The organism is Thermohalobaculum sp. (assembly GCF_058622915.1).
Genome location: NZ_JBZSYN010000027.1, coordinates 12320 through 34479 on the forward strand (window position 1 = coordinate 12320; position 22160 = coordinate 34479).

Here is a 22160-nt window from a genome sequence, read left to right on the forward strand (position 1 = left end):
GAAAGAATCGAGCCATGCGCATCGCGATGATCGGCACTGGCTATGTCGGCCTGGTCTCCGGGGTCTGCTTCTCGGATTTCGGGCACCAGGTGATTTGCGTCGACAACAACGCCGACAAAATCGAGCGGCTCACACGCGGCGAGGTGCCGATCTATGAGCCGGGTCTCGACCAGCTGCTGCGCAGGAACATCGAGGCCGGACGGCTAACCTTCAGCCGCGACCTGGCCAGCGCGATGCGCGGTGCCGAGGCCGTGTTCATCGCCGTCGGCACCCCCGCGCGACGCGGCGACGGACATGCCGACCTGAGCTATGTGTTCGCAGCGGCCGAGCAGATCGCGGCCCAGATCGAGGACTATGTCGTGGTGGTGACCAAGTCGACCGTGCCGGTCGGCACCAACCGCGAGGTGCTGCGCCGGATTCGCGCGGCCCGGCCCGACGCGGCCTTCGACGTCGCCTCCAACCCCGAGTTCCTGCGCGAGGGCTCGGCGATCGAGGACTTCATGCGACCCGATCGCGTGGTGGTCGGGGTGGAGAGTCAACGCGCGGCCGAGGTGATGGCCGAGGTCTACCGCCCGCTGTTCCTGCGCGAGACGCCGATCGTGAAGACCGGCCTCGAGTCCGCGGAGATGATCAAGTACACGGCCAATGCCTTTCTCGCCACCAAGATCACCTTCGTCAACGAGATCGCCGATCTTTGCGAGAAGGTGGGGGCGAACGTGCAGGAGGTGGTCAAGGGCATCGGGCTCGACGGGCGCATCGGCATGAAGTTCCTGCATCCGGGGCCCGGCTTCGGAGGCTCGTGCTTTCCCAAGGACACCATGGCGCTCAGGCGCACCGCCGAGGAAAACGGCCTGCCGCTGCGCCTCGTCTCGACCGTGATCGAGACCAACGAGGCGCGCAAGCGGGCGATGGCCGAAAAGATCATCACGGCCGCCGGCGGATCGGTGCAGGGCAAGCGTATCGCCGTGCTGGGCGTGACCTTCAAGCCCAACACCGACGACATGCGCGAGGCGCCGAGCCTGGTGATCGTCCCCGCGCTCAGGGAGGCGGGGGCCGAGCTGGTGCTTTGCGACCCGCAGGGCCGCAAGGAGGGCGAGGCGCTGCTCGGTCCGGCCGCATGGGTCGGGGACCCCTATGCCGGGGCCGCCGGCGCCGACATCATCGTGCTGATCACCGAGTGGAACGAGTTCCGCGCCCTCGACCTTCGGCGCATCCGCCGGCAGATGCGCGGCGATCTGCTGGTCGACCTGCGCAATGTCTACCTGCCGCAGGAGGCGCGCGAGGCGGGGCTCACCTATGTCTCGCTGGGGCGGCTCTGATCGCTCGCGGGCCGGCCCGTCAGGTGCCCGGCGCCACCGCCACGCAGTTGCGCCCGCTGGCGCGCAGCGTCTGGCAGGCCTGCGTGGCGTATCGCGGCGCCAGTCCGACGAAGCGCACGCGGTAGAGCCGCTTGCCCGCGCGGCCCCGGACCACGTCGATCTCCGGGGCCGCATCGGCAAGCGTCTTGAGTTTCCCTAGCGTGACCTCGGTCACCCGCGCCACCGCGGCGGCGCGGTTGTCGAAGCGGCCGAGCTCGACTGTCCAGTCGGGCTTGGGCAAGGGCGGCCGGATGCTGCCCGCCGCGCCGAGCCTCGTGTCGCCGGGGCGCAGCGGCGGCGCCCCTGAATAGAGCGGCGCAAAGGCCGAATCGGAGCGCGGCGTGGCGGCCTGCGCCTCGCCGGCGATCACGCTTGCCAGCATGTCGAGCCCGGTTGCCGGGGTCCCCGGCTTGGCCGGCGGCAGCGGCGCCTTGGCGACCTCGATGCTGTCCGAGGACGGCAGGACCACCTGCGCATAGGTGGGCTCGCTCGCAAAGCCCTTGTCGAGCAGATGGGCGACGCGGGCATTGCGCCAGCGCGAGGAGCGACCGCCGAAGACCACGACCAGGACCCGCTCGTGCCCCCGGTGCGCCGACGCGGCGAGGTTGTAGCCCGCGGCGCGGGTGTAGCCAGTCTTGACTCCGTCGGCGCCGCGATAGGTCGACAGCAGCCGGTTCGTCGTCCAGATGTGCTTGCCCGCCGCATAGGTCGACCTGCGCCCGAAGATGTTCCAGTACTGCGGAAAATCGTAGTGCAGATGGCGCGCCAGAATCGCCATGTCGCGCGGCGTCGAGAGGTGGCCGCGCTCGGTCAGCCCGTTGGCGTTCTTGAACGTGGTGTTCTTCATGCCCAGCTGCCGCGCCTTCGCCGTCATCAGCTTTGCGAAGGCATGCTCGGAGCCGGCGACCGCGTCGCCCAGCGCCACGGCCGCGTCATTTGCAGACTTGATGGCTGCGGCGCGGATCAGGCTGCGGATGGTGACCAGCTGTCCTTCCCTGAGATAGAGCTTGGACGGCGGCTGGCTGGCGGCGTTGTGCGAGACCCGGACCTTCTGGTCGAGTCTGAGCTGACCGTTCTGGATCGCCTCGAAGGTCAGATAGAGGGTCATCATCTTGGTCAGCGATGCCGGCGGCTGGCGCCGGTCGGCATGGTACTGGTAGAGCACCTTGCCGTTTCGCATGTCCATCACGATCGCGGAGTATTGCGCCGCCGATGCCGGCGGACCGCCGGCCAGCGCCAGAAACACCACCGCGAAAAAGAGAATACTCCGGAGTCCCTGCCCGGCGACTTGCATCGTTACCCACCTCAATACTCAGCCCGCCCTATCCAGGCGTGTTTACTGCCGCTCGATCGCGTCTGTTGTGTATTGCGAGCCTAACAGACCGAAACTGATTTGAGAATCCAAAAATTGCCCGATGTACGCATTCTACCGTCGGTTGCACAACGGCGGGTCCGCCGGCGGCCCGGCACGGATCCGCCGCGGGTGCGTCATTGTGCGGCGCACAATTCTCTTGACGCACTGCAACATAAGCGCCATATTCCCGGCCAGAAGCCAATGCTGGAAGCGCCCGGGCAAACGCGCCCTGTCGTGATTCCAACCCGATGCGAACGAGGAGATCCGCCATGACCACCAAGTCGAACGGCAAGCAGACGTCCAAGACGACCGAGAAGACCGCCGGCCAGATCGGCGCCGAGACCGGCAAGACGATTGACGCCGGCGCCCGGCAGGCCCGCAAGGGCATGGAGGCGGCCGCCGCCTTCGGCCAGGGCAACATCGAGGCCATCGTCGCCTCTTCGACCATCGCCACCAAGGCGCTCGAGATGATGACCTCCGAGGTCGCCGCCTACTCGAAGAAGAGCTACGAGGACGGCATGGCCGCCGCGAAGGAGCTCAGCTCGTGCCGCAATGTCGCGGAGCTGGTCGAGAAGCAGACCGCGTTCCAGCGCAAGTCGCTCGAGAGCCTGATCGCCGAGGCGTCGAAGCTCAACGAGCTCTACGCCGCCGCCGCGAAGGAGGCGTTCGAGCCTCTGGGCAAGCGGTTCAGCGAGGCGGTGGAGATGGTCAAGGGCTACCGCTTCTGATTCCTCCCCGGAAGCGTGTGAGGGGAAAGGGGGCCTCGGCCCCCTTTTCTCTTTTGTTCACTTCAATATATTCGATTGCAGCATGGGCAGAGCAGCGCGGACCGGCATTGCGAGCGGAATGAGTGCGCGACCGAGCGGCACGCCCGGCCGTCACCACCGGCCTTTGCCGCTGCGGCTCGGCCGCGACGATCCGCCGGACAACGGCAGCGGCGGCGATGGCAGCGACGGCGACGTCGGCGTCTCGGTCAGGACGCGCGCCAAGACGAAGAAGCCCTCGCTCTACAAGGTGCTCATGCTCAACGACGACTACACGCCCATGGAATTCGTCGTCTACGTGCTGCAGCGCTTCTTCGGCATGGACCACACCCGGGCCGTGGACATCATGCTCACCGTGCACAACAAGGGTGTCGCGGTGGTCGGTGTCTATCCCTACGAAGTGGCCGAGACCAAGGTGATGCAGGTGATGGACTGCGCCCGCTCGAACCAGCACCCGCTGCAATGCACCTTGGAGAAGGAGTGAGTCAGATTTGATACGCTCCGGCAAATCTTGCGCTTGATCCGGCGCATGACAACGCCAAGATAAGAAGTCTGTGGTGTAGGATGGCCGTCGGTCGCGGTCATCCGCTCCGGCGCCCGGCGCCGCCCCCGACCACCGGTCCGCCCGCTCGCGGGCGCGCGAAGGAGAGGTTCATGCCGTCACTCACTCCCACGCTGGAAGAAGCCATTCATCGGGCGATCGGCTTCGCCAACGCGCGGCGGCACGAGCTCGCGACGCTCGAGCACCTGTTGCTCGCCCTGCTCGACGAACCGGATGCGGCGCGTGTGCTGCGGGCCTGCGCGGTCGACCTGAGCGAGCTGAGAAAGAACCTCACCCGCTTCATCGATTCCGAGCTCGAGACCCTGGTCTTCGACTCCGACGGCTCGGAGGCCGCGCCCTCGACCGGCTTCCAGCGCGTGATCCAGCGGGCCGCCATCCATGTGCAGAGCTCGGGCCGCTCGGAGGTCACGGGGGCCAACGTGCTGGTCGCGATCTTCAACGAACGCGAAAGCCACGCGGCCTATTTCCTGCAGGAGCAGGACATGACCCGCTATGACGCGGTCAATTTCCTCAGCCACGGGGTGGCCAAGAACCCCGCCTTCGGCGAGAGCCGTGCGGTGCGCGGCGCCGAGGAGGCCGAGCAGCAGGAAAAGCCGAGCCGCGGCGGCCCCAAGGCGGAGGAGACCAGCCTCGGCAAGTTCTGCGTCAACCTCAACGCCAAGGCACGCGACGGCCGGGTCGACCCGTTGATCGGCCGCGAGATCGAGGTCGAGCGCTGCATCCAGGTGCTGTGCCGGCGGCGCAAGAACAACCCGCTGCTGGTCGGCGACCCCGGGGTCGGCAAGACGGCGATCGCCGAAGGCCTGGCCAAGCAGATCGTCGAGGGCTCGGTGCCCGACGTGCTCGGCGGCTCGACCATCTTCGCGCTCGACATGGGGGCGCTCTTGGCCGGGACGCGCTATCGCGGCGACTTCGAGGAGCGGCTCAAGGCCGTGATCCGCGAGCTCGAGGAGCACCCCGACGCAATCCTGTTCATCGACGAGATCCACACCGTGATCGGCGCCGGCGCCACCACGGGCGGCGCCATGGACGCCTCGAACCTGCTCAAGCCCGCATTGCAGTCGGGCACGCTGCGCTGCATGGGCAGTACGACCTACAACGAGTTTCGCCAGCACTTCGAGAAGGACCGGGCGCTCAGCCGCAGGTTCCAGAAAATCGACGTGAAGGAGCCCTCGACCGAGGACACGGTGAAGATCCTGCGCGGGCTGAAGCCGTTCTTCGAGTCCCACCACGAAGTGCGCTACACCAACGAGGCGATCAAGTCGGCGGTGGACCTCTCGGCGCGCTACATCCACGACCGCAAGCTGCCGGACAAGGCGATCGACGTGATCGACGAGGCCGGCGCGGCGCAGCACCTGCTGCCCGCCAACAAGCGGCGCAAGACCATCACGCCCAAGGAGGTCGAGGCGGTGGTGGCCAAGATCGCGCGCATCCCGCCCAAGACCGTCTCGAAGAACGACGCCGAGACGCTGCGCACGCTCGAGCCCAACCTCAAGCGCGTGGTGTTCGGCCAGGACCCGGCCATCGAGGCGCTCGCCTCGGCCATCAAGCTCAGCCGCGCCGGCCTGCGCGAGCCGGAAAAGCCGATCGGCTGCTATCTGTTCGCCGGGCCCACCGGGGTCGGCAAGACCGAGGTCGCGCGCCAGCTCGCCCAGTGCATGGGCGTCGAGATGCTGCGCTTCGACATGTCCGAATACATGGAGAAGCACTCGGTCAGCCGCCTGATCGGCGCACCGCCGGGCTATGTCGGCTTCGACCAGGGTGGGCTGTTGACCGACGGCATCGACCAGCATCCGCACTCGGTGCTGCTGCTCGACGAGATCGAGAAGGCGCACATGGATGTATTCAACATCCTGTTGCAGATCATGGACCACGGCAAGCTGACCGACCACAACGGCAAGCAGGTGGACTTCCGCAACGTGGTGCTGATCATGACCACCAATGCCGGCGCCACCGAGATCGCCAAGCCGGCAATCGGATTCGGCCGCACCCAGCGTGAGGGCGAGGACATGGCCGCGATCGAGCGCATGTTCACGCCCGAGTTCCGCAACCGCCTCGACGCGGTGATCTCGTTCGGCGCGCTGCCGCGCGAGGTGATCCTGCAGGTGGTCGAGAAGTTCGTGCTCCAGCTCGAGGCCCAGCTGATCGAGCGCGGGGTCTCCATCGACCTCACGCGCGAGGCCGCCGAGTGGCTGGCCGACCAGGGCTATGACGAGAAGATGGGGGCGCGGCCGCTCGCCCGCGTGATCCAGGAGAACATCAAGAAGCCGCTCGCGGAGGAGCTGCTGTTCGGCAAGCTCGCCAAGGGCGGCGTGGTCCGCGTCGGCGTGGCGAACGGCAAGATCAGCCTCGAGATCCTGCCGCCGGGCCATCCGCGGCTTCCGCCCAAGCGCACGCCGCTGCTCACTGCCGGCTGACCCGCGGCACGCGCGGAAGGACCGCCTCCGGGCAAACCGGGAGGCGGTCCTTTCGTCTCCATGGCGTGTCGCGAATCCGGTTGCGCGCGCGGCCGCCTTCTCCCAATCTGCGCCGCGGCGGCAGGGGCGTCCTGAGAAGGAGCGAGCATGGCTGAGAAGGTCGTTATCGTCGGCGGCGGCCAGGCCGGCGCAGCGCTCGTTGCCAGGCTCCGCAATGACGGCTTCACCGGCCGGATCACCCTGGTCGGCGACGAGCCCGTGCCGCCCTATCAGCGCCCGCCGCTGTCGAAGAAATACCTGCTGGGCGAGTTCACGGTCGAGCGCCTGTTCCTCAAACCCGAAGCCTTCTACCACGAGCACGACGTCGAGCTGGTCCTTGAGACCCCGGTGTCTGCCATCGACCGGTCCGCGCGGGAAGTCGTCGCGGGGCAGAGGCGGATTGGCTACGACGTGCTGGCGCTGACCACAGGCGCCCTGCCCCGCCGCTTGCCGCCGGCGCTCGGCGGGGCGCTGGACGGCGTCCACGTTGTGCGCACGCTTGCCGATGTCGACAACATGGCGCCGGCCATCGTTGCCAGCCGCCGCGCGCTGATCGTGGGCGGCGGATATATCGGGCTCGAGGCGGCCGCGGTCTGCGCGCTGAAGGGGCTGCATGTCACCGTGATCGAGGTCGCGCCGCGCATCCTGCAGCGTGTCGCCGCGCCCCAGACGGCGGACTTCATCCGCACGCTGCACCTCTCGCACGGCGTCGAGCTGCGCGAGGGCGTCGGCCTCGAGCGGCTGGTCGGCGACACGCGCGTCGAGGCGGCCGAGCTCGCCGGGGGCGAGCGGATCGCCACCGACGTCGCCATCGTCGGCATCGGCGTCACGCCGAACACGCAGCTTGCCGAAGCCGCCGGCCTGGCCATCGACAACGGCATCGCCGTGGACGGGCTGTGCCGGACCTCGGACCCGTCGATTCTCGCCGCCGGCGACTGCGCGTCCTTCCCGTTCCGGGGCACCCGGGTTCGCCTGGAGTCGGTGCAGAACGCGATCGACCAGGCCGAGCATGCCGCCCGCGTCATCATGGGGACCGACGAGGCCTACAATCCGGTGCCGTGGTTCTGGTCCGACCAGTACGACGCGCGGCTGCAGATCGCCGGCCTGCACCTGGGCTACGAACGGACCTTCGTCCGGCCCGGCCACCGCCCCGGCGGACAGTCGGTCTGGTACTACCGCGGCGCCACGTTCCTCGCGGTCGACGCGGTCAACGACCCGAAGGCCTACATGCAGGGCAAGCGCTGGCTGGAAGCGGGCGTCTCTCCCGATATCGAGGCGCTGAGAGATCCGGAAACCGATCTGCGCAGCCTCGCCTGAGCTCCGAAACGCGTGCATTCGCCGCCTTGTGGAGCGGGTCAGGTTTCGGTTTAATGTCGCCACGACGGAGGGTCCGGTTCGATCGTGCGGGAGCGCGTTCGGGCACGTCGATTTGCCGGGTGCCGTTAGCGGCGCCTCCGCGCTGCAGAAGGGAGAAAGCGTGTCGCTGGAAGAGAACGGCGCCGAGACATTGGCGTTTCCGGAGGGGACGACCCTGCACGCCTGCGGAGAGGAAGGCGTTATCGCGCTGTCTCAGAACTGGCACGAGACGCATTTCGTGCCGGGGGCGCTGATCGTCAGCGAGGACGAAACCGACGACGACGTCTTCTTCGTCCTAACGGGTCGCGCGCGCGCCGCCACCTACACGAACCGAGGACGCGAGGTCTTTCTCTCCGACCTGCCGCCGGGCGAGGCGTTCGGGCTCTTTGCCGCCATCGACGGCCAGCCGCGGTCGACCAATGTGATCGCCGTCGACAACTCGCGCATCGCGCGCATGACCGGCGAGAAATTCTGCGAGGTCCTGTTCAGCCATCCGGACGTCAACCGGGCCTTCATCCTCTACATGGTCGACCGGATCCGCTCGCTGTCGAGCCGCGTCACCTCGGTCACCACGCTCAGTGCCGAGCAGCGGCTGATCTCGGAACTGCTGCGCCTTGCCGAAGGCGGGCGCAGCGCGGGCGACTCCGCCGTGATCGACCCGGTGCCGACCCAGCAGGAGCTGGCAACGCTTCTGTTCTCGCAACGCGAGGCGATCGGGCGCGACATGTCGAAGCTGAAGGACGCCAGGCTGATCGAACGGCGCGGACGCGCCTTGCTCATCAAGAGCCTGACCGGGTTGCGCACGCGGCTCGAGAACGGGTGATCCAACCGAGCGCGGGTTCCTTGCCCCCACGACGGATCAAGCTTCGACAAACTCGCCCCTGTGGCTATCATGCTGCCAACGATCAGGGGTGGCGGATGCAGATTTTGAAAGAGCTGTCTCGCTTCGGCTTTGTCGGGGTCGTCGCGACGACGGTGCATGTGATCATCGGACTGGGGCTCTCCTACGGAGTCGGCATGGTGCCATTTTGGGCAAACCTGGTCGCCTTCTCCAGCGCGGTCGGCGTCTCGTTCCTGGGCCAGACCCGATTGACCTTTCCGAATGCGACCGCCGACAGCGCGGCGTTCGCACGCTTTGCCAGCGTGGCCATCACGGGGCTCGCACTTAATCAGGCGATCGTCTGGATCGTGACATCAGCCTTCCACGGGCCCTATTGGCTGGCGCTGGCGATCATCGTCAGCACGGTGCCGGGCCTCACCTTCGTCCTGCTGAAGTTCTGGGCGCTCAGGAGCTAGCCGGCGGGTCGCGACAGTCTGCCCCGTCAGCGCCGCCACGCCCGCATGTTCCGCGATCACGTAGACCGGCCGGCCCTTGACCTCGGTGAAGACGCGCGCGAGGTATTCGCCGATCACGCCCAGGCCGAGCAGCACCAGCCCGTTGAGAAACAGCGTGACCACCATCAACGAGGCATAGCCGGGCACGTCGATGCCGTAAATCAGTGTCCTGACAATGATATACAGCCCGAATAGCACGGCGAAGGCGGCGATTGCGAAGCCGATATAGCTCCAGATCTTGAGCGGAGCCGCCGAGAAGGAAACGATCCCGTCGATCGCCAGCGAAAACAGGCGCGGCCAGTTCTGCTTGGCCGTGCCGGCGGCCCGCGTCTCGCGCGCGTAGTCGAGCACCGCCTGGCGAAAGCCGAGCCAGGCGAACACGCCCTTCATGAAGCGCGAGCGCTCGGGCAAAGCCGCCAGGGCCTCGACCACGCGCCGGTCCATGAGGCGGAAATCTCCGACATTCGCCGGGATGTCCACATTGCTGAGCCGCCCGATCAGCCGGTAGAAAAGGCGCGCGGTGGATTGCTTCAGCCAGCCTTCTCCGTCGCGGCTGGAGCGACGGGCCAGGACCACGTCATAGCCCTCGCGCCACTTGGCGACCATCTCGGGGATCAGCTCCGGAGGATCCTGCAAATCCGCGTCCATCGGGATGACGGCTTGGCCCGCGGCAAAGTCCAGACCGGCACTCAGCGCGTTCTCCTTGCCGAAATTGCGCGACAGGCGCAGCAGGCGGATGCGCGGTTCCCGCTCGCGCAAGGCCCGCAGGCGCTGGAAGGTGTCGTCCGTGCTGCCATCGTCGACGCACAATATCTCCCAATTGCGCGTCACGCCGTCGACAACGGGCAGGAGGCGTCCCAGGAACCCGTCAATCACGGCACTCTCGTTCCACATGGGAACGACGACGCTCAGCTCGACGGTGTCCGGTGACCCCCTGGCCATCACGGTCGGCGTCCTTTCCGGGGACGGGCGATCCCGCAGGCCACTGTGCGGGAGGCGGGTTGTGCCGGTCAAGTCGAGAGCGCGCCGGGGCTGTCGTGCCGTGCCAGCCCGATCAACGGGGCCGCCTCGTTGGTCACCGCAAAGGCGGGCACGGCCCGCATGCGCGCCGCCATCTTGCCCTTGGCCACGAAACGGTCGCGGAAGGCGGCCAGATCGGCCTGCGCGCACCAGCCCAGCGCGACGCTGCCGAACAGGTAGAGCCCGCCCCAGGCCGCCGTCGCCAATGCCAGGTCCCCCGCGACCCGGGCGAGCATGGACGTGAAGACGTCGAGCGCCCGGCGCGCCGCAGGATCGGCGGCTGCAAGGGCGATCACCTGCTGCGAGTGCAGGTCGGCCGCGAGATCGCGATGTGCCGCGAAATACCGGTAAAGGCGGACGACTCCGCCACCCGAGAGGATGTCCTCGACACTCGCGCCGCCTGGCGCGAGCTTGGCCACCAGCGCGAGCTCGTCGGAGGCCGTCGCGCCCAGCGTCATGTGGCCCGCCTCGCTGGCGACGCTCAGCCAGCCGGCTGCCGCCGGGACAAGCGCCGCAGCACCGAAGCCGGTGCCGACATTGACCGCGAGCCGCGCTCCGCCGGCCTCGGGCGGGACATCCGGCGTCACCACCGGCGTGAGATCCGCGGGTTCGAGAAACGGGATTGACAGCGCCGCCGCCTGCAGGTCGTTGAACAGGCTGACCGGCACGCCACCCAGCGAGGCGGAGACCTCGGCCGGACTGATCGTCCAGTCCCCGTTGGTCAGCCTGATCTCTCCCCGCGCAACCGGGCCCGCGGCGCCGACACTTGCCGAGGTGCAGTCCGCAAGACCGCCGATTTGCCGCAGATAGGCAGCCACGGCATGCGCAAAGGTGGGACAGCCCGCCGTGCCGTGCTCGGCCCGGTCGGCGAGTTCGCCGTCGTCCCACGCCCGGGCGAACCGCACGTTGGTTCCGCCCACATCGGCCACCAGCCGCCAGCCGGGCATGGCCTCAGCCCCGTGACGGGCGCGGCGCGCCCTCCAATGCGGCCAGGAAGGCGCGGTACCAGGCATGCACGTCGCTGCCGCGAACGCTCTTGACGAGGGCCCGGTTGCGCGAGCGCCGCTCGCGCAGGGGCATGGTCAGGGCGCGCTGCAGGCTCTCGGCCATCTCGTCCACGTCGTAGGGATTGACGATCAGCGCGCTGGTCAGCTCCTCGGCCGCGCCCGCGAACTTCGACAGCACCAGCACGCCCGGATTTTCCTCGTCCTGGGCCACGACATACTCCTTGGCCACCAGGTTCATGCCGTCGCGCAGCGGGCTGACGAAGCCCACGTCGCTGGCACGGAACAAGGCAGCCAGGGTCGGACGGGGCACCGCCCGGTGGATATAGCGAACCGGCGTCCAGTCGAAATCCGCGAAGCGGCCGTTGATCGAGCTCGACAGCGACTCGAGCTCCTCGCGGATGTCGGCATAGGCCTCGACATCCTCGCGGGTCGGCGGCGCGATCTGCATGAGGGAGACCTTCTTGAGGTTCTCGGGATAGAGCTCGAGCATCCGCCCGAAGGCGCGCAGCCGGTCGGGAAGCCCCTTCGAGTAGTCGAGACGGTCGACGCCGATGATCTGTCGCCGCTCGAGCGAGCGCTGGCGCAAAAGCTCGATCTCCGATTTGGCCCGGGCGCTGTGCGCCATCTTGACGAAGCTGTCGACATCGATGCCGATCGGAAAGCAGCCAATGCGGGTGGTTTCGCCGAAGGCATGCGCAATATTTTCGTCCTCGACGGTTCCCCCGCTCTGCTCCTCGACATACTGGCAAAAATTCCCGAGGTCGGTGTGGGTCTGGAAGCCGACCAGGTCGTAGGCGAACAGCGAGCGGATCAGCCAGTGGTGCTCGGGCGCGGCGGCCAGCATCTCGGGCGGGCAGAACGGGATGTGCAGGAAGAAGCCGAGCCGTTGCTTGTGACCGCGGCGGCGCAGCTCGGCGCCGAGCGGGATCAGGTGGTAGTCGTGGATCCAGACGATGTCGTCGTCCTCGAGCAGCGGCGAGAGCGCCTCGGCGAACTTCGAGTTGACGCGCTTGTAGCCGCGCAGATCGGCGCTGTTGAACTCCATCAGATCCAGCCGGTAGTGGAACAGCGGCCACAGCACGCTGTTGGAAAAGCCGGCGTAATACTCGCGGTAGTCCTTCTGGGTCAGCGGCAGCGTCACCGTGCGGATCCCGGAGACCTCCTCGACATGGGGGGGGACGCGCGTGCCGGGCGGCACGGTCTTGCCGTCCCAGCCGAACCAGATGCCGCCGTGCCGGCTGAGGGCGTCGAGCATCGCCACCGCCAGCCCGCCGGTCTGCGCCGCGTCCTTGAGATCCGCGACCCGGTTCGAGACGATGACCAACCTGCTCATACGACGGCCTCCCATGGGCGCGACAAGCGCATCGCGCCGTTGATGATACCAACCATGGAATAGGTCTGCGGGAAATTCCCCCACAGCTCTCCCGTGCGCGGATCGACGTCCTCCGAGAGCAGCCCCAGATGGTTGCGGCAGGCAAGGAGCGCCTCGAAGATCTCGCGTGCCTCGTCGCGCCGGCCGATCCGGGCAAGCGCATCGAGGCGCCAGAAGGCACAGACGTTGAAGGCGCTGCTCGGCACGCCGAAATCGTCCGCCGCCTCATAGCGCCGCATGTGCGGGCCGTCGGCCAGCGCCTCCTCGAGCCGCTCGTAGGTGCTGACGAAGCGCTTGTCGTTCGGCGCCATGAAACCGACCTCGCCCATCAGCAGCACGCTGGCGTCGAGGTGGCGGCCGCCGGCACTGTCGACGAACGCCCGGCGCTCCTCGGACCAGCAGTTATCGAGGATGAACCTGCGGATCTCGCGGGCGCGCCCGCGCCACATCGCGGACCGGTCCTCTTCCCCGAGATGCGTCGCGATCTTTGCCAGGCGGTCGCAGCCGGCCCAGCACATCAGCGCCGAGGACGTGTGCACGCCGCTGCGCGACCGCAATTCCCACATCCCGGCATCGGGCTGGTCGTGCAAGGCATAAGCCCTCTCTCCCACCGCCTCGAGCCGGCGGAAGTCCGCGCGCCCCGCCGGCATCTCGAGCCGGCTGTCGAAGAAGGTCTGCACGGCGCCGAGAATCACGTTGCCATAGACGTCGTGCTGGGAATGCTCATGCGCCTGGTTGCCGACGCGAACCGGTCCCATGCCGCGGTAGCCGGGAAGACCGTCGATGATGCGCTCGCCCAGGTCTTTCGCGAGATCGACGCCGTAGACCGGCTGCATGACCCCGCCGTCCGTCTCCGCGATGACGTTGCGCAGCCACCGGACGTAGCGCTCCATGGTCGTGACCGCACCGACGCTGTTCAGCGCGCGTACCACGAAGAAGGCATCGCGCAGCCAGCAAAAGCGGTAGTCCCAGTTTCGACCGCTGCCCGGGGCCTCGGGGATGGAGGAGGTCACCGCGGCGACGATCGCCCCGGTCGGCTCGTAGGTGCACAGCTTCAGCGTGATCGAGGCGCGCACCACGGCCTCCTGCCACTCGAGCGGCACCGCCAGCCGGTTCGACCAGCCGCGCCAGTGCTCGGCGGTGCGCTTCATGAACGAGCGCGCCATCTCGCCCACGCCGCCCGAAAGCGTCTCGTCCGGGCCCAGGATCATGTTGATGACCCGGTCGAGGTTGAACACCCGCTCGCTGAGCAGGTAGTCGATCGGCGCATCCGTGGTCAGCCTCAGCGTGGTGTTCGGCCCGACATAGCGGATATGGTTCGAGCCGCGGGTGATCTGCGGTGCCTGCGTGCCGTATTCGAAGGTCGGCCTGACGCGAAGGCGCACGCGCGGCGCGCCGCCCAGCGGCCGAATTCGACGCACCAGCGACTGCGGTCTGAAGATCCGGTCGCGCCAATGGAACCGGGGCGCAAAGTCGATCACTTCGACCGATCCCGCATTCGAGTGCAAGACGGTGCGCAGGATCGCGGTGTTCTTCTCGTAGCTCTGCTCGCTGTGCGTCAGGCCCTCGAGATCGACGGCCAGCAGGCTGTCCTCGGCCGTTGCCGGATCGCCGCCCAGGAGTGCCGAGAACACCGGATCGCCGTCAAAGCGCGGCAGGCAGCACCACAGGATGCGCGCCTCGCGATCGATCAGGGCGCAGAAGCTGCAGTTGCCGACGAAGCCGAGATCGAGCGTGCTCAAGGTCTCTCTCGCTTCTCCTGGGGCGCCGCCCGACCGGCGGAAAGCCGCGCGCTCAGCTTGTCGAGCCAATCGAGAAACGCCTCGGTGTCCGCCACGCGATAGCGCGCGGCCGTTTCGCCGCAGCCGATCTTGATCGAGATGCCGTCGAGCACGGCCACGGCGCGAAACGCATCTTCGTCGGTCACGTCGTCGCCCGCATAGAGCGGGCGCCTGCCGGCAAAGGGCGGCTCGGCCATGAAGTCGTTGACCGCCTCCGCCTTGCTGCGGCGCCCCAGCTTGACCTCGACGACCATCTTGCCGCTCAGCAAATGCGTGCCGGCAAACCGCTGCGCAACCTCCGCAGCCGCCGCGCGGCAACGCGCCTCGAGCTCGGGCCGTTGCCGATAATGCAGCGCGACCGATCCGGGCTTGCGCTCCAGCCGCAGCCCGGGAGCGGCGGAGGCGACCGCGCCGAGGGCTTCGACGATGCCGTCGAGGGCGGCGCCGTCGAAGGCCTCGGCGTGCAACTCGCCATCGCTGCCGCGCCGCTCAAGGCCGTGGGTGCCCGCGACAGCGAAGCGGCGCGGCGCGAAGAACCGGTCGATATCGGCGATGCTGCGGCCCGAGACGATGGCCACGGCGCCGTCCAGCACATTCTCGAGCCGCGCCAGGCTGCGCACTGTGTGCTCCTTGAGCACGACGCCCTCGGGCCGGTCGGTGATGCCGACCAGCGTGCCGTCGAAATCCAGCAGCACGGCAAGGGACCGGGGTGTCAGCGCACTGACGTCGAACGCGGAGAGGTGCTCGCTCATCGCTGCAATGATCCGGAAACCCCTGCGTGTTTGGCGGATGCCAGGCCCAGGCCGCCCTCGATGCTAGCGGACCGGCAAGCCGCGGTAAACCCGAGCCCGGAGGGCCCGGACTCCCGGCCCCCCTTCTCAGTCCGCCGGCGGCGTCGGCAGGATGGCGAGTTCGTGGATATCGACGCCCGGCGGCTGTGCCAGCGCATAGACGACCGAGCGCGCCACGTCCTCCGGCCTCAGCGCGTCGGGCTTCGGATCGTCGAAGAACGGCGTGTCGACCATGCCCGGCTCCAGCAGCATGACCCGCACGCCACTGCCCTTCAGCTCCTCGCGCACCGCATAGCCGATGGCCGAGACGGCCCATTTGGTGGCGCTGTACATCGACCCCGCAAGCACCCGGCGCCCGGCGATGGAGCCGGTGATCACCACCTGCCCGCGCGCCGCCTTCACGTGCTCGAGCGTCGCGCGAAGGGTGTAGGCGACGCCCAGGATGTTCACGTCCACCATCTGCCGCCAGCTCTCCGTAGGCGCGCCGGAGAACCCGCCCGGCCTGCCGCCGGTGCCGGCATTGGCGAACACCGCATCGATGCGGCCGAAGCGCTCGATTACTGCCGCGGCCATGCGTTGCTGGTCCTCGAAGTCGGTGACGTCGGTGGGGATGGCACAAGCCCGCTCGCTGCCCAGTTCCTCGACCAGCCGCTCGAGCTTGTCACGCGAGCGCGCGGCCAGGGCAACGGTCCAGCCATCCTCGGCAGCCGCCCGCGCGGTGGCGGCACCGATGCCGCTCGAGGCGCCGGTGATGAGCAGGACCTTGTTTCGTGCATCGGGCATGAGAGTTTCTCCTCGGCCAGGCGTGGCGGTTGAACGAGGGCATAAACGGCAGCGGCACGGCGCAGTTCCAAGCGGCGACGATGATCCGAGCGCAGCTGCCGCGGGAAGCAATCGCCATGTTCGCCGCCCGGACCAAATGCGAAGCCGGCGGACCCGCAGACCGTGCTATGATTCGGAAACGTTTTACATCCCCAACCAGGCCCAGCGGCACCAGACAGGGCGCAAAGCCGGTGAGCAATACGTCCAGGAACACAGCCTCGATCGTCGTGCGCGAATCGACGCGCACCGATGCGGATGGTCTCGCGGCATTGCACCGCGACGCCTGGCACTACGCCTATCGCGGCATCATCCCGGGGCTCGGGCTCGAGCGCATGATCGCCCGGCGCGGCCCCCTGTGGTGGAAGCGCATGCACGGCCGCGGCGGCCGCACCTTCGTGCTCGAGTTCGACGGCCGGGTCATGGGCTATGTCAGCTTCGGAATGTGCCGGGCCCGCGCGCTCGACCGGCGCGGCGAGATCTACGAGATCTACGTGCGTCCCGAGGCGCAGGGCGTCGGCTTCGGCAAGCGTCTGTTCGCCGAGGCCCGGCGGCGGCTCAGGGAGCGGGGCCTGGCCGGCCTGGTGGTGTGGTCGCTGGCCGAGAACGAGATCGCCTGCCGGTTCTACGAGGCGCAGGGCGGGAAGGCATACGCCTCGGCGCACGACCGGATCGGCGGCGCCCCCCTGGAACTGGTCGCCTACGTCTGGCCCTGACGGCTCACAGGCAGGCGCGGATGCGCCGGGTCGCCTCGCGGATGTTATCCACACTGCTGGCGTAGGAAAAGCGCAGATACCCCTCGCCCCAGGCACCGAAGCTGGTTCCGGCGATGGTCGCCACGCCCGCCTCGTTCAGAAATCGGTCCTGCGCCTGGCGCGCGCTCAGCCCTGTGCCCTCGATGTTGGGAAAGGCGTAGAACGCCCCGGCCGGCTCGACGCAGCGAAAGCCCGGAAGCTGGTTCAGCTCGGTGAGGATGATCCGGCGCCGCTCGTCGAAGGCGGCGACCATCTCGTGCACCGCGTCCTGCGGCCCGGTCAGCGCCGCGAGGCCGGCATATTGTGCGGCCGCGTTGACGCAGGAATGGTCGTTGATGCACAGCCGGGTGGCATGGCCGACCAGCGCCTCGGGCCACACGGCATAGCCCAGCCGCCAGCCGGTCATCGCATAGGTCTTGGACCAGCCGTCGAGCAGGACCAGGCGGTCGCTCAGCTCGGGGTAGCTGAGCAGGCTGACATGCTCGCGGCCGCCATAGAGCATCTGGCTGTAGATCTCGTCGGAGAGGATGGCGACACCGGGGTGCTCCGCGAGGCCCGCAACCAGGCGGTCGATCTGGGCTTTCGGCGTGGCACCCCCGGTCGGATTGGCCGGGCTGTTGATGATGATCAGCCGCGTCCGCGGCGTGATCCGCGACAGCACCGCCTCGGCGTCGAAGGCAAAGCCGTTTGCTTCCTCGAGCGGAATCGGCACCGGGGTGGCGCCGCTGAAGCGGATCACCGACTCATAGATCGGAAAGCCGGGATTGGGATACATAATCTCCGCCCCCGGCTCGCCGAACATCAGCACGACAAAGAACATGGTCGGCTTGCCTCCGGGCACGACGACCACGTGGTCGGGGTTCACCTCTACCCGGTGGCGCCGCGCCAGGTCGGCCGCCACCGCCTCGCGCAGGGCCGGAATGCCGTTGGCGGGGGTATAGCCGTGGTGTCCGTCGCGCAGCGCCTTCACCCCGGCCTCGACGATATGCTCAGGCGTGCGGAAATCCGGCTGGCCGATGCCGAGATTGACGATGTCGCGGCCCTGCGCGGCCAGCTTCTGGGCGCGGGCGAGGACCTCGAACGCGGACTCGGTGCCGAGGCGGGCCATCGAGGCGGCGGGCATGAGCATGTTGCGATGTCTCTTTCAGTGACGGCGACGAAGGGCGCGCCGGCGGTAGGCGAGCCTCGTGACCCCGCGCCCGCTCCATTTCGCGCAATGGCGGCCTGGTGGTCAACGCCCAACGGCCCGCGCAGCGATTGCGCCCGGCCGACGGCATGCGCGCCGGAGCCTCTCTCGCGACGCCCGTGGATATGCGGGCGGCCGCCCAAGCGAGCCCGGCTAGCGCGGGCGCAGCCCGTCGAGGAAGAGCCGCTTCAGGAACGCCGCGGCGTGGCCGAACCTGTCTTCGTCCTCGCTGCCCAGCACCGCGCGGACCTGCGCGTCGAAATCGGCGTAGTGCTGGGTCGTGGCCCAGATGGCGAAGATCAGGTGGCGCGGGTCGTGGGGGGCGAGCTTGCCGGCCTCGATCCACCCGCGGATCACCGCGGCCTCGGCGTCCACCAGCGTCTTGAGCGGTCCGGACAGAACGTCGCCCAGCACCGGCGCGCCGTGCAGGATCTCGCGGGCGAACAGGCGGGACTCGCGCGGGTAGTCGCGCGCCATCTCGATCTTGCGGTCGATGTAGTCGGCGATCTCCCCGGCCGGGTCCCCCTCGGGATCGAGCGCCCGCAAGGGCTGAAGCCAGCTCTCCAGCTGGCGGTCGAGCAGCGCCCGGTAGATCTCCTCCTTGCTCGGGAAATAGTAGAGCAGGTTCGGCTTCGACATGCCCGCCTGCTCGGCAATGCGGTCTATCGTTGCCCCCGAAAAGCCCTCGGAGGAGAACACGTCCAGGGCGGCGGCGAGGATCCTCTCGCTGTTTTCCGCCTGAATGCGGGTGCGGCGCACGGTCTGCTCGGCCCGCGCCGGGCGGCCCATCGCGCCCGACCTGGCGTCGTCGTCGGACAATCCGCCCCTCCCGCCAATTTGGCGCTTGACCCACTCTCCGGCCTTGGTAGCTTCGATTTTACCAAGCGGTCAAGCTGACGATACGAGGGAGGACACCATGGCGGCCCAGAGCATGGGAGCCCCCGGGGGCAATCTCACCATCGACGGCGCGCGGCTCTGGGACAGCATCATGGAGATGGCCAGGATCGGCCCGGGCGTGGCGGGCGGCAACAACCGCCAGACGCTGACGGACGCCGACGGCGAAGGGCGCCGGCTATTCCAGCGCTGGTGCCAGGCCGAGGGCCTGAGCATAGGCATCGACCAGATGGGCACCATGTTCGCCCGGCGCGAGGGGACCGAGCCGGACCTGCCGCCGGTCTATGTCGGCTCGCATCTCGACACCCAGCCGACGGGCGGCAAGTACGACGGCGTGCTGGGGGTGCTGGGGGGCCTCGAGATCATCCGCACGCTGAACGCGCGCGAGATCAAGACCAGGCATCCCATCGTGGTGGTGAACTGGACCAACGAGGAAGGCACGCGCTTCGCCCCGGCCATGCTGGCCTCGGGCGTGTTCGCCGGCGTGCTCGACCAGGACTGGGCCTACGACCGCACCGACGCGCAGGGCAAGCGCTTCGGCGACGAGCTCGAGCGCATCGGCTTCAAGGGCGACGAGAAGGTGGGCGGCCGGCCGATGAAGGCCTTCTTCGAGCTGCATATCGAGCAGGGCCCGATCCTCGAGGCCGAGGGCATCGACATCGGCGTCGTCACCCACGGCCAGGGCCTGCGCTGGATCCAGTGCACGGTGACCGGCAAGGAGAGCCACACCGGCTCGACGCCGATGAAGATGCGCAAGAACGCCGGGCGCGGGCTCGCCCAGATCACCGAGCTGGTGCACGAGATCGCCATGAAGCACCAGCCCAACGCGGTCGGCGCGATCGGGCATATCGACATCTACCCCAACAGCCGCAACATCATCCCGGGCCGGGCGGTGTTCACGGTCGACTTCCGCAGCCACGTCCTCGAGACGCTCGAGGCGATGGTCGCCGAGCTGGCCGAGCGCGCGCCGAAGCTGTGCGAGGCGCTCGAAGTCGGCTTCGACAGCGAGATCGTCGGCCAGTTCGATCCGCCGGCCTTCGACCAGGGCTGCGTCGACGCGGTGCGCCGGGCGGCCGAGCGGCTGGGCTATTCCCACATGGACATCGTCTCGGGCGCAGGCCACGACGCCTGCTGGATCAACCGCGTGGCGCCGACCTCGATGGTCATGTGCCCCTGCGTCGACGGGCTGAGCCACAACGAGGCCGAGGAGATCTCTCCCGAATGGGCCGAGAAGGGCACCAACGTGCTGTTCCACGCGGTGGTGAAGACGGCGGGGATCGTGGAGTGAGAGGCGGGGCGCAACGCCTCCGGGGAGGCCCCGGATCAAGTCCGGGGCCCGCGGCTTGCGTTTGGTCTTCGTTAACCTTGGGCGCCTCTACGCTTGAGGCACGATATTCGCCACGGGTCCCGGGCTCGACCCGGGACCTCCTCCGTCGCTTTCCATGCGTCCCGGGCTTGACCCGGGACCTCCCTCCTCCTTCTCCACGGGTCCCGGGCTCGACCCGGGACCTCCCTTCTCCGGAGCGCCATGCCCTGTTTCACCTACATTCTCGCCTCGCGCTCGCACAACGCGCTCTATGTGGGATCGGCCCGCGACCACCGGCGGCGCGTCGCGCAGCATCGGGCAGGCGCCGTGGAGGCCCACACCGCCAAGTACCGCATCCACAAGCTCGTCTGGTTCGAGACCCACGACACGCTGGAGGCCGCGCTGATCCGCGAGCGACGGATCAAGCGCTGGCGGCGGAAGTGGAAGGAGGAGCTGATCGCCTCGGTGAACCCGGGATGGCGCGATCTGGCGGTCGAGATTCCGTATTGAAGGCGTCAAGGAGGTCCCGGGGCAAGCCCGGGACCCGAGGCAGCCGTTTCGCCGACTGGGGAGGCTAGACCATGACCAAAGTCATCAAGGGCGGCACCGTCGTCACCGCCGACCGGACCTACGAGGCCGACATCCTGATCGAGGGCGAGAAGATCGCCGAGATCGGGAAGAACCTCAAGGGCGACGAGACCATCGACGCCTCCGAGGCCTATGTCATCCCCGGCGGCATCGACCCGCACACGCATCTGGAGATGCCCTTCATGGGCACCACCGCCGCAGAGACCTTCGAATCCGGCACCTTCGCGGCGGCCGCGGGCGGCACCACCATGCTGGTCGACTTCGTGCTGCCCGGCGCCGACGGCTCGCTCATCAACGCGGTCAAGGACTGGGACCGCAAGTCCAAGGACCAGATCTGCACCGACATCTCCTACCACATGGCGATCACCGGCTGGTCCGAGCAGATCTTCGACGAGATGGAACAGGTGGTGAAGCGCGGCATCAACACCTTCAAGCATTTCATGGCCTACAAGGGCGCGCTGATGGTCGACGACGACGAGATGTTCGCCTCGTTCCAGCGCTGCGCCGCGCTGGGCGCCATGCCGCTGGTCCATGCCGAGAACGGCGACGTGGTGGCGGCGCTGCAGGAGAAGTACATGGCCGAGGGCATCACCGGGCCCGAGGGCCATGCCTACTCGCGCCCGCCCGAGGTCGAGGGCGAGGCGGCCAACCGGGCGATCATGATCGCCGACGCCGCCGGCGTGCCGCTCTACGTCGTGCACGTCTCCTGCGAGCAGGCGCACGAGGCGATCCGGCGCGCGCGCCAGAAGGGTATGCGGGTCTATGGCGAGCCGCTGATCCAGCACCTCACGCTCGACGAGAGCGAGTATTTCGACAAGGACTGGGACTATGCCGCGCGCCGGGTAATGTCGCCTCCCTTCCGCAACAAGAGCCACCAGGACAGCCTGTGGGCCGGGCTGGCGGCGGGCTCGCTGCAGGTGGTGGCGACCGACCATGCCGCTTTCAGTACCGAGCAGAAGCGCATGGGATTGAAGGGTTTTCCGTCGATCCCGAACGGCACTGGCGGGCTCGAGGACCGGCTCGCGGTGCTGTGGACCAGGGGGGTCGAGACGGGGCGCCTGACCCCGAATGAATTCGTCGCCGTAACATCCTCGAATATCGCGAAAATCCTGAACGTCTACCCGCAGAAGGGCGCGATCGTCGAGGGCGCCGACGCCGATGTCTGCGTCTGGGACCCGAAGATGAGCAAGACCATCACGGCGGCGAGTCAGAAGTCGATCATCGACTACAACGTGTTCGAGGGCATCGAGGTCGCCGCCCAGGCGCGCTACACCCTGTCGCGGGGCGACGTGATCTGGGCCCACGGGCAGAACTCGCAGCCACGGCCCGGCCGCGGGCGCTTCGTGCCGCGCCGGCCGTTCCCCGCAGTCAACCGGGCGCTGTCGCGCTGGAAGGAGCTGAGCGCGCCGCGCAGGGTCGAGCGCGACCCGACCAACATCCCCTCGGGCGTCTGAGC

The 22160-nt window shown here is 68.2% G+C and carries 20 protein-coding genes; 11 read left to right on the plus strand and 9 right to left on the minus strand.

All coding sequences use genetic code 11. The features are described from left to right. The first annotated feature begins 14 nt into the window (after positions 1 to 14). Complete coding sequence (locus AC32QD_RS02095) at positions 15 to 1319, plus strand: UDP-glucose dehydrogenase family protein (RefSeq protein ID WP_492008821.1); 1305 nt, start codon at positions 15 to 17, stop codon at positions 1317 to 1319. Positions 1320 to 1338: 19 nt separating this feature from the next. Here AC32QD_RS02095 and AC32QD_RS02100 read toward each other — a convergent pair whose 3' ends face one another. After that, on the minus strand, positions 1339 to 2652 hold the full coding sequence (locus AC32QD_RS02100; protein ID WP_492008822.1) for a D-alanyl-D-alanine carboxypeptidase family protein: 1314 nt from the start codon (positions 2650 to 2652) through the stop codon (positions 1339 to 1341). Positions 2653 to 2981: 329 nt separating this feature from the next. Here AC32QD_RS02100 and AC32QD_RS02105 point away from each other — a divergent pair, with 329 nt between their 5' ends. The 6 genes from AC32QD_RS02105 (at position 2982) to AC32QD_RS02130 (ending at position 9146) form a co-directional block, all read left to right on the plus strand. After that, complete coding sequence (locus AC32QD_RS02105; RefSeq protein WP_492008823.1) at positions 2982 to 3440, plus strand: phasin family protein; 459 nt, start codon at positions 2982 to 2984, stop codon at positions 3438 to 3440. Positions 3441 to 3558: 118 nt separating this feature from the next. Next, entirely contained in the window at positions 3559 to 3960 is a 402-nt protein-coding gene (gene clpS, locus AC32QD_RS02110) for an ATP-dependent Clp protease adapter ClpS (protein ID WP_492008824.1), read from the plus strand. Between the two features lie 170 nt (positions 3961 to 4130). Beyond that, a complete protein-coding gene (clpA, locus tag AC32QD_RS02115; protein ID WP_492008825.1) occupies positions 4131 to 6455 on the plus strand; it encodes an ATP-dependent Clp protease ATP-binding subunit ClpA in 2325 nt (774 codons plus the stop codon). Between the two features lie 147 nt (positions 6456 to 6602). Beyond that, a complete protein-coding gene (locus tag AC32QD_RS02120) occupies positions 6603 to 7811 on the plus strand; it encodes an NAD(P)/FAD-dependent oxidoreductase (protein WP_492008826.1) in 1209 nt (402 codons plus the stop codon). A gap of 160 nt (positions 7812 to 7971) precedes the next feature. Beyond that, on the plus strand, positions 7972 to 8673 hold the full coding sequence (locus tag AC32QD_RS02125; protein ID WP_492008827.1) for a Crp/Fnr family transcriptional regulator: 702 nt from the start codon (positions 7972 to 7974) through the stop codon (positions 8671 to 8673). Between the two features lie 104 nt (positions 8674 to 8777). Continuing rightward, complete coding sequence (locus tag AC32QD_RS02130; RefSeq protein ID WP_492008828.1) at positions 8778 to 9146, plus strand: GtrA family protein; 369 nt, start codon at positions 8778 to 8780, stop codon at positions 9144 to 9146. Here AC32QD_RS02130 and AC32QD_RS02135 read toward each other — a convergent pair. The 6 genes from AC32QD_RS02135 to AC32QD_RS02160 form a co-directional block, all read right to left on the minus strand. Continuing rightward, complete coding sequence (locus tag AC32QD_RS02135; protein WP_492008853.1) at positions 9045 to 10127, minus strand: glycosyltransferase family 2 protein; 1083 nt, start codon at positions 10125 to 10127, stop codon at positions 9045 to 9047. The genes AC32QD_RS02130 and AC32QD_RS02135 overlap by 102 nt on opposite strands. A 68-nt stretch (positions 10128 to 10195) precedes the next feature. Next, on the minus strand, positions 10196 to 11152 hold the full coding sequence (locus tag AC32QD_RS02140; protein ID WP_492008829.1) for a glucokinase: 957 nt from the start codon (positions 11150 to 11152) through the stop codon (positions 10196 to 10198). A gap of 4 nt (positions 11153 to 11156) precedes the next feature. After that, on the minus strand, positions 11157 to 12545 hold the full coding sequence (locus AC32QD_RS02145; RefSeq protein ID WP_492008830.1) for an alpha,alpha-trehalose-phosphate synthase (UDP-forming): 1389 nt from the start codon (positions 12543 to 12545) through the stop codon (positions 11157 to 11159). Continuing rightward, positions 12542 to 14326 (minus strand): glycoside hydrolase family 15 protein, encoded by a 1785-nt coding sequence (locus tag AC32QD_RS02150; RefSeq protein ID WP_492008831.1) that lies wholly within the window; start codon positions 14324 to 14326, stop codon positions 12542 to 12544. The genes AC32QD_RS02145 and AC32QD_RS02150 overlap by 4 nt, the downstream gene beginning before the upstream one ends. Beyond that, positions 14323 to 15117 (minus strand): trehalose-phosphatase, encoded by a 795-nt coding sequence (gene otsB, locus AC32QD_RS02155; protein ID WP_492008832.1) that lies wholly within the window; start codon positions 15115 to 15117, stop codon positions 14323 to 14325. The genes AC32QD_RS02150 and otsB overlap by 4 nt, the downstream gene beginning before the upstream one ends. Before the next feature lie 126 nt (positions 15118 to 15243). After that, positions 15244 to 15939, minus strand: coding sequence for an SDR family oxidoreductase (locus AC32QD_RS02160; RefSeq protein WP_492008833.1), 696 nt, complete (start codon positions 15937 to 15939; stop codon positions 15244 to 15246). Between the two features lie 230 nt (positions 15940 to 16169). Here AC32QD_RS02160 and AC32QD_RS02165 point away from each other — a divergent pair, with 230 nt between their 5' ends. Further along, on the plus strand, positions 16170 to 16691 hold the full coding sequence (locus AC32QD_RS02165; RefSeq protein WP_492008834.1) for a GNAT family N-acetyltransferase: 522 nt from the start codon (positions 16170 to 16172) through the stop codon (positions 16689 to 16691). Positions 16692 to 16695: 4 nt separating this feature from the next. Here the strand turns inward: AC32QD_RS02165 and AC32QD_RS02170 are convergent, their stop codons facing one another. Next, the gene (locus AC32QD_RS02170; RefSeq protein WP_492008835.1) at positions 16696 to 17859 is read right to left on the minus strand and encodes a pyridoxal phosphate-dependent aminotransferase; all 1164 of its coding nucleotides are present in this window, start codon (positions 17857 to 17859) and stop codon (positions 16696 to 16698) included. A 210-nt stretch (positions 17860 to 18069) separates the two neighbouring features. After that, positions 18070 to 18735, minus strand: coding sequence for a TetR family transcriptional regulator C-terminal domain-containing protein (locus AC32QD_RS02175; protein ID WP_492008836.1), 666 nt, complete (start codon positions 18733 to 18735; stop codon positions 18070 to 18072). A 112-nt stretch (positions 18736 to 18847) separates the two neighbouring features. On the opposite strand from AC32QD_RS02175, the gene AC32QD_RS02180 reads away from it, so the two are divergent. The 3 genes from AC32QD_RS02180 (at position 18848) to hydA (ending at position 22158) form a co-directional block, all read left to right on the plus strand. Beyond that, positions 18848 to 20098, plus strand: coding sequence for a Zn-dependent hydrolase (locus tag AC32QD_RS02180; protein ID WP_492008854.1), 1251 nt, complete (start codon positions 18848 to 18850; stop codon positions 20096 to 20098). A 240-nt stretch (positions 20099 to 20338) separates the two neighbouring features. Next, positions 20339 to 20626, plus strand: coding sequence for a GIY-YIG nuclease family protein (locus tag AC32QD_RS02185; RefSeq protein WP_492008837.1), 288 nt, complete (start codon positions 20339 to 20341; stop codon positions 20624 to 20626). 71 nt (positions 20627 to 20697) lie between these two features. Then, positions 20698 to 22158: a dihydropyrimidinase gene (gene hydA, locus AC32QD_RS02190; RefSeq protein ID WP_492008838.1), complete on the plus strand. Its 1461-nt coding sequence runs from the start codon at positions 20698 to 20700 to the stop codon at positions 22156 to 22158. Positions 22159 to 22160 lie beyond the last annotated feature (2 nt).

What these genes read in the sequence shown, in the direction of transcription:
- AC32QD_RS02095 (WP_492008821.1), top strand. Translation starts at nt 15, where the DNA reads ATGCGCATCGCGATGATCGGCACTGGCTATGTCGGCCTGGTCTCCGGG.
- AC32QD_RS02100 (WP_492008822.1), bottom strand. Translation starts at nt 2,652, where the DNA reads ATGCAAGTCGCCGGGCAGGGACTCCGGAGTATTCTCTTTTTCGCGGTG.
- AC32QD_RS02105 (WP_492008823.1), top strand. Translation starts at nt 2,982, where the DNA reads ATGACCACCAAGTCGAACGGCAAGCAGACGTCCAAGACGACCGAGAAG.
- clpS (WP_492008824.1), top strand. Translation starts at nt 3,559, where the DNA reads ATGAGTGCGCGACCGAGCGGCACGCCCGGCCGTCACCACCGGCCTTTG.
- clpA (WP_492008825.1), top strand. Translation starts at nt 4,131, where the DNA reads ATGCCGTCACTCACTCCCACGCTGGAAGAAGCCATTCATCGGGCGATC.
- AC32QD_RS02120 (WP_492008826.1), top strand. Translation starts at nt 6,603, where the DNA reads ATGGCTGAGAAGGTCGTTATCGTCGGCGGCGGCCAGGCCGGCGCAGCG.
- AC32QD_RS02135 (WP_492008853.1), bottom strand. Translation starts at nt 10,127, where the DNA reads ATGGCCAGGGGGTCACCGGACACCGTCGAGCTGAGCGTCGTCGTTCCC.
- AC32QD_RS02140 (WP_492008829.1), bottom strand. Translation starts at nt 11,152, where the DNA reads ATGCCCGGCTGGCGGCTGGTGGCCGATGTGGGCGGAACCAACGTGCGG.
- AC32QD_RS02145 (WP_492008830.1), bottom strand. Translation starts at nt 12,545, where the DNA reads ATGAGCAGGTTGGTCATCGTCTCGAACCGGGTCGCGGATCTCAAGGAC.
- otsB (WP_492008832.1), bottom strand. Translation starts at nt 15,117, where the DNA reads ATGAGCGAGCACCTCTCCGCGTTCGACGTCAGTGCGCTGACACCCCGG.
- AC32QD_RS02160 (WP_492008833.1), bottom strand. Translation starts at nt 15,939, where the DNA reads ATGCCCGATGCACGAAACAAGGTCCTGCTCATCACCGGCGCCTCGAGC.
- AC32QD_RS02170 (WP_492008835.1), bottom strand. Translation starts at nt 17,859, where the DNA reads ATGCTCATGCCCGCCGCCTCGATGGCCCGCCTCGGCACCGAGTCCGCG.
- AC32QD_RS02180 (WP_492008854.1), top strand. Translation starts at nt 18,848, where the DNA reads ATGGGAGCCCCCGGGGGCAATCTCACCATCGACGGCGCGCGGCTCTGG.
- AC32QD_RS02185 (WP_492008837.1), top strand. Translation starts at nt 20,339, where the DNA reads ATGCCCTGTTTCACCTACATTCTCGCCTCGCGCTCGCACAACGCGCTC.
- hydA (WP_492008838.1), top strand. Translation starts at nt 20,698, where the DNA reads ATGACCAAAGTCATCAAGGGCGGCACCGTCGTCACCGCCGACCGGACC.